Raw genomic sequence first — 16,590 nt, 5'->3', positions numbered from 1 at the left:
CTGCGACCTTATTACGGCCGAAAAGGCCCGATGCTTCCGGCCCTGGCCTGCACCGTAGGGTCGAGCGCATGACGATCCATGCCCAGGCCCTGCTCTTCGACAACGACGGAACCCTCGTCTCCTCCCTCGCCTCGGTGGACCGCTGCTGGACGCGGTGGGCCGGGGAGTACGGGATCACGGCCGATCGGTTCGCGCGGGTCGAGCTGCACGGCCGGCCGGCCGCCGAGATAGCCGCCGACCTGCTGCCCGCCGAGCTCGTGCCCCAGGCCGTCGCGCGGATCGAGGACCTGGAGGTGGACGACGTACCGAACGACGGGGTGCACCTGCTGCCGGGAACCCGGGCCTTCCTCGACGTGCTGCCCGCCGAGCGCTGGGCCGTGGTCACCTCCGCCACCCGGCGGCTGGCCGAGGCCCGGCTCGACGCCGTCGGCATCCTGCCCAAGACCCTCGTCGCCGCCGACGACATCACGCGCGGCAAGCCCGACCCCGAGCCCTACCTGCTCGCCGCCCGCGCGCTCGGCGTCGACCCCGCGCACTGCGTCGTGTTCGAGGACGCCCCGGCGGGCCTCGCGGCCGGTCACGCCGCCGGCATGACCACCGTGGCGTTGACCACAACCCACCAGGCCCACGAACTGCACGCCGATCTGATCGTCGAGAACCTGTCGGCCCTGTCCGCACTGGTCACCGAGCAGGGCGTGGAGATCTCCCCGCGCCGCTGACAGGCCGCGACTCCGTCCACCGCTGTCCAGCATCCGGACAGCGGAGAGGAGGTCAGGACCGTACACATGTTTTACTGACGGCATGACCACGACGAGCGACCGCATCCCCGCGACCGAGGCGACCCTGACGCCCGGTGCTCGTTGTATGTGTCGAATGTGCGCCTTCTAGAGGGCCCCTGCACCACCCCTGAGCTCGCGCCCCGAAGCGAGACGCGGCCTGTCCGCACGCCCTGAGCGCTGCGTGGCCCGAAGCCGCCCCGCGCACATGTTCTCCCCGGTTCCACTTCCCAGCGAGAACCGTGTCGCGTCCCTGACCGAATGCACCTGTGCCCGGGCACACCCACGCCCGCGCACTCGACAGTGACGGAATCCCAGTGATCACCACCTCGGGTCTGACCAAGGTCTACCGTGCACGCGGCCGCGAGGTCACCGCCCTGGACGGCGTCGACCTGCACGTCCGCGAAGGCGAGGTGTACGGCGTCATCGGCCAGTCCGGCGCCGGCAAGTCCTCGCTCATCCGCTGCGTCAACCTGCTGGAACGCCCCACCTCCGGCACCGTGACCGTCGCCGGGCAGGACCTCACCGCCCTTTCCGGCCGCGGCCCGCGCGCCGGAAAGGAACTGCGCCGGGCGCGCAGCCGTATCGGCATGGTCTTCCAGCACTTCAACCTGCTGTCCTCCCGGACCGTCCAGGACAACGTCGAGCTGCCGCTGGAGATCCTCGGGAAGTCCGGGCAGGAACGCTCCCGCAAGGCGCTGGAGCTGCTCGACCTGGTCGGCCTCGCCGACAAGGCCTCGTCCTACCCGGCGCAGCTCTCCGGCGGCCAGAAGCAGCGCGTCGGCATCGCCCGCGCCCTCGCCGGAGACCCGAAGGTGCTGCTGTCCGACGAGGCCACCAGCGCCCTCGACCCCGAGACCACCCGCTCGATCCTGGCGCTGCTGCGCGACCTCAACCGCCAGCTCGGCCTGACCGTCCTGCTCATCACCCATGAGATGGACGTCGTGAAGTCGGTCTGCGACTCGGCCGCGCTGATGGAGAACGGACGCATCGTCGAGTCGGGCACGGTCAGCGAGCTCCTCGCGACCCCCGGCTCCGAACTCGCCTCGGCGCTGTTCCCGCTCGGCGGCGAGGCCTCCGGCGAGGACCGCACGGTCGTCGACGTCACCTTCCAGGGCGAGAGCGCCACCCAGCCCGTCATCTCGCAGCTCGCCCGCACCTACAACATCGACATATCGATCCTCGGTGCCGCCATCGACACCGTCGGCGGCCTCCAGGTCGGCCGGATGCGCATCGAACTGCCCGGCCGCTACGAGGACAACGTCGTGCCCATCGGCTTCCTGCGTGAACAGGGCCTCCAGATCGACGTCCTGGGCCACGAGTCCGAACTGGTGAAGGAAGGTGCGAAGTGACCTGGTCCGAGATGCAGCCCCTGCTGGAGCAGGCGTGTTGGGACACCCTCTACATGGTCGGCTGGTCCACGCTCATCGCCGTCGTCGGCGGACTGCCGCTCGGCGTCCTGCTGGTCCTGACCGACCGCGGCGGCCTGCTCCAGAACCTCGCCGCCAACAAGGTCATCGGGCAGGTCGTGAACATCGCCCGCTCCCTGCCGTTCATCATCCTGATGGTCGCGCTGATGGGCTTCACCCGCTCGATCACCGGGACGACCATCGGCGTCGAGGCGGCCATCGTGCCGCTTGCCGTCGGCGCCATCCCGTTCTTCGCACGCCTGGTCGAGACGGCCGTCCGCGAAGTGGACCACGGGCTCGTCGAGGCCGTGCAGTCCATGGGCGGCAACACCTGGACCATCGTCCGCAAGGTGCTCGTCCCCGAGTCCCTGCCGTCGCTGATCTCCAGCACCACCACCACGATCGTCGCCCTCATCGGCTACTCCGCCATGGCGGGCACGGTCGGCGCCGGGGGCCTCGGAGACATCGCCATCCGGTACGGCTACCAGCGCTTCGAGACCCAGCTGATGTGGATCACCGTCGCGATCCTCGCCGTCGTCATCTCGGTCATCCAGTTCGCCGGCGACTTCGCGGCCCGCTCCCTGCACCGTCGCGGCGCCCACTCGGGGCCCGCCCCCAAACTGCGGCTGCTCAAAGCCGCCTCCTGAACCCCCCGTACACCCACAACGGGGTCGCACCACTCGCAAGGTCATAAGGAAAGGCACTTTTCGTGCGTAACACCGCCAAGATCACCACCGCCGTTCTCGCTGCCGGAGCCCTCACCCTCGGGCTCAGCGCCTGCGGCGGCGCGGACAGCTCCGACACCGACGGACCCCTGATCGTCGCCGCCAGCCCCGTCCCGCACGCCGAGATCCTGAACTTCGTCAAGGACAACCTGGCGAAGAAGGAGGGCCTCGACCTGCAGGTCAAGGAGTTCACCGACTACGTCACGCCGAACACGGCGACGCAGGACGGCTCCGTCGGCGCCAACTACTTCCAGAACAAGCCGTACCTCGACGACTTCAACAAGAAGAACGGCACCGACATCGTGCCCGTCGTCACGGTTCACCTGGAGCCGCTCGGCCTCTACTCCCACAAGGTCAAGAAGGCCGACGACCTGAAGAGCGGTGCGACCGTCGCCATCCCCAACGACACGGTCAACGAGGCCCGCGCCCTCAAGCTCCTCGCCGCCGACGGGCTGATCACCCTCAAGGCCGGCGTCGGCAACGAGGCGACCCCCTCCGACATCACCAAGAACCCCAAGAACCTCAAGTTCAAGGAGTTGGAGGCGGCCCAGACCCCCCGCTCCCTGGACGACGTGGACGCCGCCGTGGTCAACGGCAACTACGCCATCGAATCCGACCTCAAGCCGTCCAAGGACGCCCTCGTCCTGGAGTCCCCGAAGAACAACCCCTACGGCAACTTCCTCGCCGTGAAGAAGGGCAACGAGGACGACCCGCGCGTGAAGAAGCTCGCGAAGCTCCTCACCTCGCCCGAGGTCAAGAAGTTCATCCAGGACAAGTACGCCGGCTCGGTGCTCGCCTCCTTCTGAGCCCTCGCCCGGCACCCGCGCACACGGGGTCCTTCCCCCACCCGGTGGGAAGGGCCCCGTGGTGCGGATCAGTGCTTTCATGCTGCATGCTGGGCAGTTCAGCATGCCCTGAAGGTTCACCGAAGGTTACGGAGCGGCGCATGACGAGCACCTTCCCCAACATCTCCATCAGCACGGAGCGGTTGGTGCTGCGTCCCCTCGACGAAGACGATGTCGCCTCCCTGGCCGCGATGATGAACGACGAACAGGTGGCGGCCTGGACCTCCGTCCCCCAGCCCTTCACGGAGGACGGCGCCCGCACCTGGATCACCGAGTACGCCCCCACCGAGCGCACCGAGGGACGCGGACTCGACTTCGCCGTCACCGAGTTCCTCACCCAGCGCCTGGTCGGCGTCATCCAGCTCTCCAAGACCAACTGGCACGTACGCTCCACCGAACTGTCGTACATCATCGCCCCCTGGGCCCGCGGCGAGGGCTACGCCTCCGAGGCCGCCCTCGTCACCGCCCAGTGGCTCTTCACGGACCAGAAGTTCGAGCGCATCGAACTGCGCACGGCGGCCGACAACACCGCCTCCCAGCAGGTCGCCCAGAAGATCGGCTGCATCAGCGAGGGCGTGCTGCGCAACGCCTGTATAGCCCGGGCCCGTGCCGAGGACGGCACGTGGACCGACGTACGCACCGACTTCATCGTCTGGAGCCTGCTCCCCGAGGACCTGGAAGGCGTCGGAGAACAGCTCCGCGACGGCTTCACGTCCTTCGGCGACTGGAACTGACCGGAACCACCCGGCAGGCGACGGTGACGACGACACCGAGGCTCCCTCCGACACCTCCACCGGGTACCCTCACGGAGCCCGCCCCCGGGCTGCTCCCCACCACGCCACGCAGACGACCTGCGAAAACCCCTGGAGACTGACGACGATGGCCGACCGGGTCACGGTGATCGGCTGGGACGGTTCGCCGCTGACCGCCGCGGCGAGCGCCGCCCTCGGCGCCGCCACGCTCGTGGCCGGTGCCGCCCACCACCTGGCGCTCCCCGAGGTACCCGCCGGGGCCGAGCGCATCCGCCTCGGCAGTGTCGCCCTCGCCGCCCGCCGCGTCGCCTCCCACCGCGGCACGGCCGTCGTGCTCGCCGACGGCGACCCCGGCTTCTTCGGCGTCGTACGCACCCTGCGCGCCCCCGAGTTCGGCCTCGAGGTGGAGGTCGTCCCCGCCGTCTCCTCCGTCGCCGCCGCCTTCGCCCGCGCGGGCATGCCCTGGGACGACGCACAGGTGGTCGTCGCACACCCCCGCACCCTGCGCCGCGCGGTCAACGTATGCCGCGCCCACACCAAGGTCGCGGTCCTCACCTCGCCCGGCGCCGGCCCCGCCGAACTCGGCCTGCTCCTCGAAGGAGTCCACCGCTCCTTCGTGGTCTGCGAGGAACTCGGCACCGCCCGCGAACGTGTCTCCGTCGTCACCTCCGACAAGGCCGCCGACCACGCCTGGCGCGACCCCAACGTCGTCATCGTCCTCGGCGGCCCGGCCGGGCCCGGCACCGCAGGGGAGACCGGGGGCTGGATCTCCGGCCGCGACCCGTCCACCGGGCCGCGCGGCTGGACGCTGCCCGCCGACGCCTACGGCGCGGACTTCGGCGAGGGCGAGACCCAGTTGCTGCGCGCCTCCCAACTCGCCCACCTCGGACCCCGGGTCGGCGACCTCGTGTGGGACATCGGCTGCGGCAGCGGCGCCTTCGCCATCGAGGCCGCCCGCGCCGGTGCCGCCGTCCTCGCCGTCGACAGCGACCTGACCGCCTGCGTCCGCACCGACGCAGCCGCCCGCCGCCTCGGCGTCCAACTCCAGATCGTGCACGGCACCGCCCCGCACATCCTGGAGAACCTCCCCGAACCGGACGTCGTCCGCGTCGGCGGCGGGGGAGCGGCCGTCGTCTCGGCGGTCGTCGACCGCCGCCCGCAGCGCATCGTCACGCACGCCGCGACCCGCGACGCCGCCGAACTCATCGGCCGCGACCTGACCGAGCACGGCTACGGCGTCGAGTGCGCCCTGCTGCAGTCCGTCGAACTCGACACCAGGGCCTGGGCGGAGAAGGAGCGGAGCGTCGCGTTCCTGCTCAGCGGTGTCCTGCCGAAGCGCGGCGCCTGACCCCGCGTCCGTCCCCACGACTGTCCCCGTGATCGGTTTGTCGTACTGCGCGCGGTAGGCTGGCCGATCGCTGCACCGCACAAGGACGCCCGGCGCTTCGTCGGTCAATGTCCGGAAAACCCGCCCGTTTTGGGGTGTGTGTGGTACGGCAGAACCTGAGGGCGCGCAACGTGGCGCAGTCCACAGCGGAACCGTCGCGGATCAAGCTGCCGTGAGGGTGCTACGGCCGCAACAATGCCAGTGAATGGCTTTGTCGCCTTTTCCGGGCGGACCGTTCGTGCCGCTGGGGACGCACGCTCGTTCTTCACTGCGGGGCGGTCGGTGCGCCGTTCCGGGCGAGCAGGTCGTAGGAGCACTAACCGATGGGCGAGGGGTACGCATGACCGACACCGGCCAGGTCCCGGGCGAGGGACTGCCGGAGAGCGCAGGCATGGTGGAGCAGCCGGGCACCTCCGCGCCCGGTGCGTACACCTACCTCTCCGAGACCACCGCCGATACCGAGGAAGAAGACCTGCTGCTGCCGGGCGCCCAGGGCGCCTGGGGCAACGAGGTCCCTCCGCCCGCGCCGGAGCCGGTCCTGGAGACCGTGCACCAACCGGGCCCGCACGAGATGTCCGGCCGCGACAGCGGCTCGGTCGACCTCAGCGCGGTCCGTCTGCCCGACCCGCCGCCGATCCCGCCCATCACCCCGCGCCGGCCCCTGCACCTCGGCCCGCCGCTGCCCGACAGCTCTGCCAGCCCGGTCCGCTCCCTCGCCGACCGCGGCCCCGCGGGCGCGCCCGTCCGCCAGCCGGGGCCCGCCTCGGCGGGCCCCGAATACCTCGACGGCCCCCGCGCCCCCGAGGCGGCGGCCTCACCGCCCGCCGCGCCGTGGGGCGCACCGGTCACGAACCCGGCGCCGGTGAGCGCAGGGGTGGCACCTGCGGAAACGGTTGTTCCGGCGACGGAACCGATGAGCACGGCCCAGGCGGTCGCGACCGGCGTCACGGCGGACGCGGCGACGGGTGTGACGGCGGACGGGACGGAGGTCGCGTCGGCGGAGGCGAGCCACACCACCCCGCCGGTACCGGCACCTATGCCGGCACCGGCCGAGGCAGAGCAGGCCGCCCCCGCCGAGCAGCCCGTGAGCGAGCCGCCGGCCACCACCGAGGCCGGTCAGGCCCCGGCGGGTGACCCCGCCGGTGCGGGCGCCGGCCCGGAGGGAGCCCAGGCCGCCGTCGCGGAGCAGGTCATGCCCGCGCAGGTCGACCCCGCGGCGCTGGGCGTGGACGCGGTGGCGGGTCAGGTGGCCGCCGCCCAGGCCGGTCTGGCCGCTGCCGGTGACGCCGCCGCCGGGGCGATCGAGGCCCAGGTGGCCGAGGGCGGGTACGCGGTTCCCGAGCAGGACGTGGCCGTAGCGGGCGACCCCGCCGGGGCCGGCGCCGGTCCGGACGTGGGCCAGGTGGCTGCCGTCGAGGCCGGGGCCGTAGCCGCTCCGGAGGCCGTTGCGCAGCCGGCTTCAGCACCGGAGCCGGTCGTGGACAGCCCTGTCCAGGGCGGTGAGCCCGCCGCCACTTCGCAGGCATCCGCTCCGGACGCCCCCGCCGCACAGGTCCCGGACGCCCCCGCCGCACAGGCCCCGGCGGTCGCTCCCGAGCAGGCTGTGGCACCGGCCCCTGCTCCGGAGGCCGTTCAGGCCCCCGAAGCGGTCCCGTTCCCCGAGGCAGCCGTTGCCCCGCAACACGCCGCCGTCGTGCCGCCCGAGGCCCCCGGCGCGGAGACTCCTGCCCAGGTTCCGGACGCTGCGGCCCACGCTCCCGAGGCAGCAGCACCCGAGGCCGACGTCGCTCCCGGTCCTCCCGAGGCCGCCGCACCGGGGCCGGAGGACATCGCCGCCGAAGAAGCAGCGCCCCAGCCTCACCCTCAGCCCCCGGCGGCAACTGACGCCGCGCCAGTCGCGCATGAGCCCGAGGCGACGGTTCCGCAACCCACCACACCTGGCCCTGAAGCCCTGGGCCAGGCCGCCGTTGCCCCGGCCGCCGAACCGGTCGGCCCGGAACCGGTCGGCCCGGAAGCCGTCGCCCCGGAACCGGTCGCGCCTTCCGCCGAAGCTGTCGCCGCCCCCGAGCCGGCCCCGGCGCCCGAGGCCGTCGCCACTCCTGCCGCCCCCGAGCCGGTGGCCCAGGCCGCCGCCGTACCTGCCGACGCACCCGCACCCGCCGCGCCGGAAGTCCCGGAAGCTCCGGAAACCCCGGAAGCGACCGCCCCGGCCCAGCCCCCCGCGGCAACGGCGCCCACCGAGGCCCCCGCCCCCGCCGAGGCCCCCGCCCCCGCCGCTCAGGCACTCGAAGTACCCGAGGCACCGGAAGTACCTCAGGCGCTCGACGTACCCGAGACCTCCGAGGCGCCGGCCCCGGCCCCCGAGGCGGTCACACCCACCCCCGCTCCCGAAGCCGTCGAGCCCGGCCAGGCCCCGGACACCCCGGCACCCACCGAGGACGTCACCGTCGTACTCCCTGCCACGGACGAGCAGCCCGAGGAGCATGTGGAGCCCGAGCAGCACATGCAGGGCCCCCAGCAGGCCCAGCCGGCGCCGCCCGAGACGTTGGAGCCCCCCGCCCCCGCGGTCACCGTCCCGGCGCCCCGCGACGGCGACGCCGAACTCGCTCAGAACGCCGACGACCTGGACACCCGGGCCGCCGAACAGGAAGATCTCGCCGACCAGGAACGCCGAGAAGAGAGTGCGGCCGCAGTGGCAGAAGCCCGACAGTCCACCGGCCCCGCGGCCCCCGGCTACGACCCCGCCGAGCGCGAGGCCGTCCTGAAGGTAATGCGCGAACGCCGCGACATCCGCAACGGCTTCCGCAGCGACCCGATCCCGCACGAGGTGCTGCTGCGCGTCCTGGAGGCCGCCCACCACGCCCCGTCCGTCGGCCACTCGCAGCCGTGGGACTTCGTCGTCATCCGCTCCGCCGACACCCGGCGCGCGATGCACGAACTGGCCATGCGCCAGCGCGACGCCTACGCCAAGTCCCTCCCCAAGGGCCGGGCCAAGCAGTTCAAGGAACTGAAGATCGAGGCCATCCTCGACACACCGGTGAACATCGTCGTCACCGCCGACCCGACGCGCGGCGGCCGCCACACCCTCGGCCGCCACACCCAGCCCCAGATGGCCCCCTACTCGGCCGCCCTGGCCGTGGAGAACCTCTGGCTCGCCGCCCGCGCCGAAGGCCTCGGTGTCGGCTGGGTCAGCTTCTTCGACGAGCGCGAGATGGTCCGCGCCCTCGGCCTGCCCGAGCACCTGGAGATCATCGCCTATCTGTGCGTCGGCTACGTCGACGAATTCCCGGACGAGCCCGAGCTGTTGCAGGCCGGCTGGTCCAAGCGCCGCCCGCTGTCCTGGGTCGTGCACGAAGAGACATACGGCCGCCGTGCCCTGCCCGGAGAGGAACCCCACGACCTGCTCGCCGAGACCGTCGCGCAGATCCGCCCGCTGGACGCCAAGGCGCTCGGCGAGGCGTGGGAGCGCCAGAAGCGTATGACCAAGCCGGCCGGTGCACTGGGCATGCTGGAGATCATCTCCGCGCAGTTGTCCGGCCTGTCCCGCCAGTGCCCGCCGCCCATCCCGGAGCCCGCGGCCGTCGCGATCTTCGCGGGCGACCACGGTGTGCACGCCCAGGGCGTCACCCCCTGGCCGCAGGAGGTCACGGCCCAGATGGTGGCCAACTTCCTCGGCGGCGGTGCCGTGTGCAACGCCTTCGCCACCCAGGTCGGTGCCGAGGTGTGCATCGTGGACGTGGGCGTCGCCGCCGACCTGCCGGCCACCCCGGGTCTGCTGCCCCGCAAGATCCGTGCCGGCACATCCGACATGACGACCGGCCCCGCGATGACCCGCGAGGAGGCCAGGCAGGCCGTCGAGGTCGGCATCGAGACCGCCCGCGACCTGGTCGCCGCCGGCAACAAGGCCCTGCTGACCGGTGAGATGGGCATCGCGAACACCACCGCGTCCGCCGCCCTGATCTCCGTCTTCACGGGCGCGGACCCGGCCGAGGTCACGGGCCGGGGCACCGGCATCAACGACGAGACCCTCGCCCGCAAGACCGAGGTCGTGCGCCGCGCCCTGGAACTGCACCAGCCGGACCCGGCCGATCCGATCGGCGTGCTCGCCGCGATCGGCGGCTTCGAGCACGCCGCCATCGTCGGCCTCCTCCTCGGCGGCGCCTCCCTGCGGACGCCGGTGATCCTGGACGGCGTCAGCGCCGGCGCCGCCGCCCTGGTCGCCCGCGCGATCGCCCCGGAGGTCCTGGCCGCGTGCATCGCGGGCCACCGCAGCGCCGAGCCGGGCCATGTCGCCGCCCTCAACAAGCTGGGCCTGCGCCCCCTGGTCGACCTCGACCTCCGCCTCGGCGAGGGCACCGGCGCCCTGCTCGCCCTCCCGCTGGTCCAGAGCACGGCCCGGGCGATGCACGAGGTGGCGACGTTCGACTCCGCAGGAGTGACGGAGAAGTAGGGCTGCTGTCGTCGACGTGGCTCGTGGGCGGGCGTTCCGCGGTCCGGGACGCCCGCCCACGGACCGACGGGCGGCCCAGGTGCCCAGCCACTGGACCACCCGAGCCGCCCTTCCTCCTGCCCATTAAAATCCGCACGTCAGGGCACTGAACACCGCCGCAACAGGAGCCGCACCTCATGGCCGAACACCCCGCCTACCCCGTAGGCCTCCGCCTCACCGGCCGTCGCGTGGTCGTCCTCGGCGGCGGCCAGGTCGCCCAGCGCCGCCTCCCGGCACTGATCGCGGCGGGCGCGGACGTCCTCCTCGTGTCGCCCGAGGCCACCCCCTCGGTCGAGGCCATGGCGGACGCCGGCGAGATCACCTGGCAGCGGCGCCCGTACGCGGAGGGCGACCTCGCGGACGCCTGGTACGCCCTGATCGCCACCAGCGACCCCGAGGCCAACACCGCCGCCTCGGCCGAGGCCGAGCGGCACCGCGTCTGGTGCGTCCGCTCCGACGACGCCGACCGGGCGACGGCGTGGACCCCGGCCACCGGCCACAGCGAGGGCGTCACGGTCGCCGTCCTCACCACCGACGCCAAGGGGCGCGACCCCCGCCACACCGCCGCCGTCCGCGACGCGGTCGTCGAGGGCCTGCGCGACGGCACGCTCGTCGCCCCGCACCACCGCACCCGCACACCCGGAGTCGCCCTGGTCGGCGGCGGCCCCGGCGACCCGGACCTGATCACGGTGCGCGGCCGCCGCCTGCTCGCGGAGGCCGACGTGGTCATCGCGGACCGCCTGGGCCCGCGTGACCTGCTCGCCGAACTCCCGCCGCACGTCGAGGTGATCGACGCGGCGAAGATCCCTTACGGCCGCTTCATGGCCCAGGAGGCCATCAACAACGCGCTGATCGAGCACGCCAAGCAGGGCAAGTCGGTCGTCCGGCTGAAGGGCGGCGACCCGTACGTCTTCGGCCGCGGCATGGAGGAGCTCCAGGCCCTCGCCGAGGTCGGCATCCCCTGCACGGTCGTTCCCGGGATCTCCAGCTCGATCTCGGTCCCCGGCGCGGCCGGCATCCCCGTCACCCATCGCGGCGTCGCCCACGAGTTCACCGTGGTCAGCGGGCATGTCGCGCCCGACGACGAGCGCTCCCTGGTGGACTGGCCGTCCCTGGCCCGGCTGACCGGCACCCTCGTGATCCTCATGGGCGTCGACAAGATCGGGAAGATCGCCGAGACGCTCGTCGCCCACGGAAAGCCGGCCGACACCCCCGTCGCCCTCGTCCAGGAGGGCACGACCGCCGCTCAGCGCCGCGTCGACGCCACGCTCGCCACGGTCGCGGAGACCGTGCGGACCGAGGACGTGAAGCCCCCGGCGGTCATCGTCATCGGCGACGTCGTCCAGGTCGGCCCCGCGGCCCCCGCGCCCCGCAAGTAACCCCGGGTAACACAACCCGTACCGAGCCGTTGGCACCACACCCAGGACAAGGCAGTATCACCCTGTGGCCGATCTCATCACCGTCGAGGATCCCGACGACCCGCGTCTGCGCGACTACACCGGCCTGACCGACGTGGAGCTGCGCCGCAAGCGCGAACCCGCCGAGGGCCTGTTCATCGCCGAGGGCGAGAAGGTCATCCGAAGGGCCAAGGAAGCCGGCTACGAGATGCGGTCCATGCTGCTCTCGGCCAAGTGGGTCGACGTCATGCGCGACGTCATCGACGAACTCCCCGCCCCGGTCTACGCCGTCAGCCCGGAGCTCGCCGAGCAGGTCACCGGCTACCACGTGCACCGCGGCGCGCTCGCCTCCATGCAGCGCAAGCCCCTGCCCACGGCCGCCGACCTGCTGCGCGGCGCCCGCCGCGTCGTCGTCATGGAGTCGGTCAACGACCACACCAACATCGGCGCGATCTTCCGCTCGGCCGCCGCCCTCGGCATGGACGCGGTCCTGCTCTCCCCGGACTGCGCCGACCCCCTCTACCGCCGCAGCGTGAAGGTCTCCATGGGCGCGGTCTTCTCCGTCCCGTACGCCCGACTGGACACCTGGCCCAAGGGCCTGGAGTCGGTCCGCGAGGCGGGCTTCACCCTGCTCGCCCTCACCCCCGACGAGAAGGCCCGGCCCCTCGACGAGGCCGCCCCGCACACCATGGACCGCGTGGCCCTGATGCTCGGCGCCGAGGGCGACGGCCTGTCCACCCAGGCTCTGGTCGCCGCCGACGAGTGGGTCCGCATCCCCATGTCCCACGGCGTCGACTCCCTCAACGTGGGCGCGGCGGCGGCGGTGGCCTTCTACGCCGTGGCCACCGGCCGGCCCCAGGTCTGAGGACGTTCAGATGGAGCAGCGCGAGGCCGTCGTCGCCGTCCTTCTGCGCGGCGATCACCTCCTCGCCGTCCGGCGCGGCCCGGCCGTCGTCCGCCCCGGTTTCTGGCAGCCGCTCAGCGGCAAGGTCGAGCCGGGCGAGACCCAGGAGCAGGCGGTCGTCCGGGAGGTGCGCGAGGAGGTCGGTCTCACCGTCGTGCCGGAGGCGAAGGTCTGGGAGTCGGAGACCGACGACCACCGCTTCCGCCTCCACTGGTGGACCGCCCGCGCCGACACGGGCGTGGTGGTCCCCGACCCCCGCGAGGTCGCCGAGACCCGCTGGGTCACCCCGCAGGAGTTCCTGGCGCTGGACCCGGTCTTCGACGGAGACCGGGAGTTCTTCGAACGGATCCTGCCGGAGCTCTGACCCCGCGCCGAACAGCGGGCCGTCGTCCCCCGGCTAGAAGCCCCGCGGGTGATCGTCCGGCTGGACGCGCTCCTGCCGGACCCCGCCCCCGTCGCCGCCGAGTCCCCGCGCCGGACCCTGGCAGCCCTGCACCAGGGCGATGCCGACCGCGACCAGCAGCGTCACCACGACGAACACGAACAGCCGCTGCCGCAGCAACCGGGGGTTGGCGGGCCGCAGTTTCGTCCCCGTGTTCCTGGACGCCGGGCGCCCGGTGCCGCTGTGCGGGGCGGGGCGGCTGCCGCTGCCCGACCGCGTGCCGTTGCGCCCGGTGGGCGTCGGCCGCGACCCGGACCGCGACGGGGTGCCGCCCCGCGAGGCGCCCGCCCCACGCATCGGAGTCCTGCCGCGGTTCCCGCCCCCGGTCGCCCGGGCTCCGCCGCGCCCACCGGTCCCGCTCTGCGAAGCGGGACCGTCCGGCGACGCATGGCCGTCCCGGGACGGGGAGGAACCCCGCGGCGGGGGAGTGCCCCGGCCCCGCTGCGCCCCGGAGACCCCGCCGCCCTGCTGTCCCTGCGGACGCCGGGTGCGCTCGGGGTAGGTGTCGACGGGCCGGTCGCTCTCGGCGCCGCGTGGCGCGGGCGGCCGGACGCCGGTGAGGTCCTGCGACTCCCGGGCCGCGATCTCCTTGAGCCGCAGCGACAGTTGGAGCGTGCTGGGCCGCTCCTCGGGGTCCTTCGCCAGACACGCACGGACGAGCGGGGCCAGCGCGTCGGGCACGCCGTTCAGCTGCGGCTCCTCGTGCACCACGCGGTACAGCATCACCTCGGAACTGCCGTGCCCGAAGGGTGAGTCGCCCATTGAGGAGTACGCGAGGGTGGCGCCGAGCGAGAACACGTCCGTGGCCGGGGTGACGGCGGCCCCGCGCACCTGCTCCGGCGCGAGGAAGCCGGGCGAGCCGACCGCCGTGCCGACATGGGTGAGTGTCGAGGCGCCGGTGGCCCAGGCGATGCCGAAGTCGATGATCCGCGGCCCCTTCGGGGACAGCAGGATGTTGGACGGCTTCAGGTCCCGGTGCACCACCCCGGCCTCGTGCACCGCGACCAGGCCCTCCGACAGGGCGGCACCCACGGCGGCGACATCGGCCGCGCCGAGCGGTCCCTCGGCAGCGACCTTGTCGTGCAGGGACGGGCCGGGCACGTACTGGGTGGCGAACCAGGGCCGGTCCGCGTCGAGGTCGGCGGCCACCAGCCGGGCCGTGCAGCCGCCGCGGATCCGCCGGGCCGCCGAGACCTCACGGGCGAACCGGGAGCGGAACTCCTGATCCTCCGCCAGGTCGGGACGGATGACCTTGAGCGCGACCCGCTGCCCCTTCTTGTCGGAGCCCAGATAGACCACGCCCATCCCGCCCGCGCCGAGCCGTCTGTGAAGCCTGAACGAGCCGACGACGCGCGGGTCCTCGCGCCTCAGGCGCATCATCGCCATGTTCATCCCCGCTGCCCGGTCCTGTGACGAGCCACAGCTTACGTTTCCACGGCCGCCTGCGCGCAGAGGCCGCGCCCTCTCGGCGTGATGGATTGTCAGTGGTGGGTGGGAGACTTGAAAGGTGGTCAGGGAGGGCGCGAGGAGGCGGACTTCGCGCTGCGAGTGACCCCAACCACCCGTCGAAGAAGGGGGATTGGTCCTGTGAAGGGTGATCGCGTGGAGATAGTCGTGGACGCGGGGGACACGACGCGCACCTACGAGGTGGTGGCGAGCAGGGCGGGCCGCGGGGTGGAGACGGCGATACGCCGAGGTGTCGTGGAAGTGAGCGAAGTCACCCGGTGGGGGTCCCCCCACGCCGTTTAGGCAGTGGGGGAGGGACGGTCGTGCGTACCGCCCGCTTCATGGCGAATCGGGTGCTGGCTCTGGTGGAACAGCCGGTTCCGCGAGAGGGGAGCTCGGACAAAGAGGGGTGATCCGGTCGTCCCGTCGGGGAAGACCCTGAGACCCGCGTCCGCGTCTCCACCCAGGGGAGTACATCGCAGGGGGCGGCTCATCCTCCGGGAGGCCCGGCAATCGGTACGAGGGCATGACGCCGGAGGAGGGCCGGACGCCTAGATTTGAGGTCAAGCGGCGGGTGGCAGCACTCGTCCCCCGAGGTCAGACGCCCGCCGCTGCCAACGACAACCGATAACGGTCAGGAGAGGGACCATGGCCCAGACGGCTCCGCGGACGCTGCTCCGCGAAGAGGGACGCAGGGTGTACGCCGCCGCGTTCCGCCGCCGCCAGGGTCGTCGCCACCCGGTGGTGGCGACACTGATGGCCCTTCCCCTGGCGGTCCTGCTCCTCCTCGTCTTCGACGGGTGGGAGACAGTGGCCACACAGGCGTCGTCCGTGGGAGAGATGCTGGGGCGCTGAGCGGCGACCCCCAGGCCCGGAAGAGCGGTCCGGGCGGGGACATCCCACCCATGAAACCCCGTGGGGACGGGGGTGCGGCGGACGGCAAAAAATGCCGGCGCAGCTGGGGAGCTGCGCCGGCATTGCTTTTGTCCCGCAAGCGCCGAGCACCCGGACCGAACCGTTCCCTACGGCCGGGTCCCCGTCGGCACGTACTCTCGGCCGGTGACCTCCGCCGCCGTTCCGCTCCTGGCCGACCTCACCGCCAAGGCCCGAGCCGCTGCCCACGCACGCTCGTCGGCCTGCCCCTGCGGCGCGGCCACGCTCGCCGACCGCCCCGACGGCCTGGTGGTGCGGCACGCGAACACCGTCGCGAAGGCCCACGCCCCGGGCACCGACCCGGCCGCACTGGCCGGCCGGCTCACCCTCGCCACCCACCACCCCGACATCCTCCTGCCCCCACTGGACCGGGCCCCGGCGGACCTGCACGGCCGCCTCACGTCGTTCTGGCCGTACGGCACCCCCGTGGATCCCGACGATCCGGACGCCGCCCCCTGGGAAGCAGCCGCCACGCTCCTCGCCCGTCTCCACCGCACCCCGGCCCCGGTGGACCTGCCCGCCATGCGCGGCCCCCGCAAGGCGGCCCAGGCCATCGGCCGACTCCGCGAGGCCGGTCCGCACCCGGCGGCCGCCCCCGTCCTGCGCGCCTGGGCCACCCTCCCGCCCTGGGCCCGCGCCGAGGTCCCGATGCCCGACACCGGCACCCTCTGCCACGGAGACCTCCACCTGGGGCAGCTCGTCCGTCACCCCGCCCCCGACGGCCCGTGGCTGCTGATCGACGTGGACGATCTCGGCGTCGGCGTCCCCGCCTGGGACCTCGCCCGCCCCGCCGCCTGGTACGCCTGCGGCCTGCTCCCGCCCGACGAGTGGACCCGGTTCCTCGCCGCCTACCGGGAGGCCGACGGCCCCGCCGTCCCCGCCGAGGGCGACCCCTGGCCCGCCCTCGACGTCCCCGCCCGGGCCCTCACCGCCCAGACCGCGGCCCGGGCCGTCACCAAGGCGCTCGCGGCCGGCCGCCCGCTGGACGAGGTGGAGCAGTCGGTCGTGGACGCCTGTGACCGAATGGCTACTGTCCCGCCGCAGTTGGCGCAGGATCACGCGAAGTAGGGTGCAACCGACTACAG

The 16,590-nt window shown here is 73.1% G+C and carries 13 protein-coding genes and 1 pseudogene; 13 read left to right on the top strand and 1 reads right to left on the bottom strand.

Features of this window, described 5'->3' with window-relative positions; translation table 11 throughout:
- The first annotated feature begins 68 nt into the window (after positions 1 to 68).
- The 10 genes from IE153_RS10285 (at position 69) to IE153_RS10240 (ending at position 13,048) form a co-directional block, all read left to right on the top strand.
- Positions 69 to 719 carry an HAD-IA family hydrolase gene (locus IE153_RS10285; RefSeq protein ID WP_189589433.1) on the top strand — a complete coding sequence of 217 codons (651 nt, stop codon included), beginning with the start codon at positions 69 to 71 and terminating at the stop codon, positions 717 to 719.
- A 374-nt stretch (positions 720 to 1,093) separates the two neighbouring features.
- Positions 1,094 to 2,128, top strand: coding sequence for a methionine ABC transporter ATP-binding protein (locus IE153_RS10280; RefSeq protein WP_189589432.1), 1,035 nt, complete (start codon positions 1,094 to 1,096; stop codon positions 2,126 to 2,128).
- The gene (locus tag IE153_RS10275; RefSeq protein ID WP_189589431.1) at positions 2,125 to 2,832 is read left to right on the top strand and encodes a methionine ABC transporter permease; all 708 of its coding nucleotides are present in this window, start codon (positions 2,125 to 2,127) and stop codon (positions 2,830 to 2,832) included. Before IE153_RS10280 ends, IE153_RS10275 begins: the two co-directional genes overlap by 4 nt.
- A gap of 62 nt (positions 2,833 to 2,894) precedes the next feature.
- A complete protein-coding gene (locus tag IE153_RS10270; RefSeq protein ID WP_189589430.1) occupies positions 2,895 to 3,716 on the top strand; it encodes a MetQ/NlpA family ABC transporter substrate-binding protein in 822 nt (273 codons plus the stop codon).
- Positions 3,717 to 3,856: 140 nt separating this feature from the next.
- Positions 3,857 to 4,489: a GNAT family N-acetyltransferase gene (locus tag IE153_RS10265; RefSeq protein ID WP_189589429.1), complete on the top strand. Its 633-nt coding sequence runs from the start codon at positions 3,857 to 3,859 to the stop codon at positions 4,487 to 4,489.
- Between the two features lie 145 nt (positions 4,490 to 4,634).
- Entirely contained in the window at positions 4,635 to 5,855 is a 1,221-nt protein-coding gene (gene cbiE, locus IE153_RS10260; protein WP_189589428.1) for a precorrin-6y C5,15-methyltransferase (decarboxylating) subunit CbiE, read from the top strand.
- Between the two features lie 379 nt (positions 5,856 to 6,234).
- A complete protein-coding gene (gene cobT, locus IE153_RS10255) occupies positions 6,235 to 10,344 on the top strand; it encodes a nicotinate-nucleotide--dimethylbenzimidazole phosphoribosyltransferase (RefSeq protein WP_189589427.1) in 4,110 nt (1,369 codons plus the stop codon).
- Positions 10,345 to 10,520: 176 nt separating this feature from the next.
- Entirely contained in the window at positions 10,521 to 11,762 is a 1,242-nt protein-coding gene (cobA, locus tag IE153_RS10250) for a uroporphyrinogen-III C-methyltransferase (RefSeq protein ID WP_189589426.1), read from the top strand.
- A gap of 64 nt (positions 11,763 to 11,826) precedes the next feature.
- Positions 11,827 to 12,645, top strand: coding sequence for a TrmH family RNA methyltransferase (locus IE153_RS10245; RefSeq protein WP_189589425.1), 819 nt, complete (start codon positions 11,827 to 11,829; stop codon positions 12,643 to 12,645).
- Between the two features lie 10 nt (positions 12,646 to 12,655).
- Positions 12,656 to 13,048: an NUDIX domain-containing protein gene (locus IE153_RS10240; RefSeq protein WP_189589424.1), complete on the top strand. Its 393-nt coding sequence runs from the start codon at positions 12,656 to 12,658 to the stop codon at positions 13,046 to 13,048.
- A gap of 33 nt (positions 13,049 to 13,081) precedes the next feature.
- Here the strand turns inward: IE153_RS10240 and IE153_RS10235 are convergent, their stop codons facing one another.
- Complete coding sequence (locus IE153_RS10235) at positions 13,082 to 14,518, bottom strand: serine/threonine-protein kinase (protein WP_189589423.1); 1,437 nt, start codon at positions 14,516 to 14,518, stop codon at positions 13,082 to 13,084.
- Between the two features lie 195 nt (positions 14,519 to 14,713).
- Here IE153_RS10235 and IE153_RS41580 point away from each other — a divergent pair.
- From IE153_RS41580 to IE153_RS10225, 3 genes and pseudogenes are all read left to right on the top strand, one after another.
- Positions 14,714 to 14,985: pseudogene (locus IE153_RS41580) on the top strand (DUF8836 family protein).
- Positions 14,986 to 15,220: 235 nt separating this feature from the next.
- The gene (locus IE153_RS10230) at positions 15,221 to 15,427 is read left to right on the top strand and encodes a hypothetical protein (RefSeq protein ID WP_189589422.1); all 207 of its coding nucleotides are present in this window, start codon (positions 15,221 to 15,223) and stop codon (positions 15,425 to 15,427) included.
- Positions 15,428 to 15,631: 204 nt separating this feature from the next.
- The gene (locus IE153_RS10225) at positions 15,632 to 16,573 is read left to right on the top strand and encodes an aminoglycoside phosphotransferase family protein (protein ID WP_189589421.1); all 942 of its coding nucleotides are present in this window, start codon (positions 15,632 to 15,634) and stop codon (positions 16,571 to 16,573) included.
- The last annotated feature ends 17 nt before the right edge of the window (positions 16,574 to 16,590 follow it).

Source organism: Streptomyces massasporeus, assembly GCF_014648995.1.
In the GTDB taxonomy this organism is placed as follows: Bacteria; Actinomycetota; Actinomycetes; order Streptomycetales; family Streptomycetaceae; genus Streptomyces; species Streptomyces massasporeus.
This window is presented reverse-complemented; position numbering and strand designations above follow the sequence as displayed.

Bases quoted from the DNA above. Each gene is read 5' to 3' on its own strand.
- IE153_RS10285 (WP_189589433.1), top strand. From the start codon at position 69: ATGACGATCCATGCCCAGGCCCTGCTCTTCGACAACGACGGAACCCTC.
- IE153_RS10265 (WP_189589429.1), top strand. From the start codon at position 3,857: ATGACGAGCACCTTCCCCAACATCTCCATCAGCACGGAGCGGTTGGTG.
- cbiE (WP_189589428.1), top strand. From the start codon at position 4,635: ATGGCCGACCGGGTCACGGTGATCGGCTGGGACGGTTCGCCGCTGACC.
- cobT (WP_189589427.1), top strand. From the start codon at position 6,235: ATGACCGACACCGGCCAGGTCCCGGGCGAGGGACTGCCGGAGAGCGCA.
- cobA (WP_189589426.1), top strand. From the start codon at position 10,521: ATGGCCGAACACCCCGCCTACCCCGTAGGCCTCCGCCTCACCGGCCGT.
- IE153_RS10240 (WP_189589424.1), top strand. From the start codon at position 12,656: ATGGAGCAGCGCGAGGCCGTCGTCGCCGTCCTTCTGCGCGGCGATCAC.
- IE153_RS10235 (WP_189589423.1), bottom strand. From the start codon at position 14,518: ATGAACATGGCGATGATGCGCCTGAGGCGCGAGGACCCGCGCGTCGTC.
- IE153_RS10230 (WP_189589422.1), top strand. From the start codon at position 15,221: ATGGCCCAGACGGCTCCGCGGACGCTGCTCCGCGAAGAGGGACGCAGG.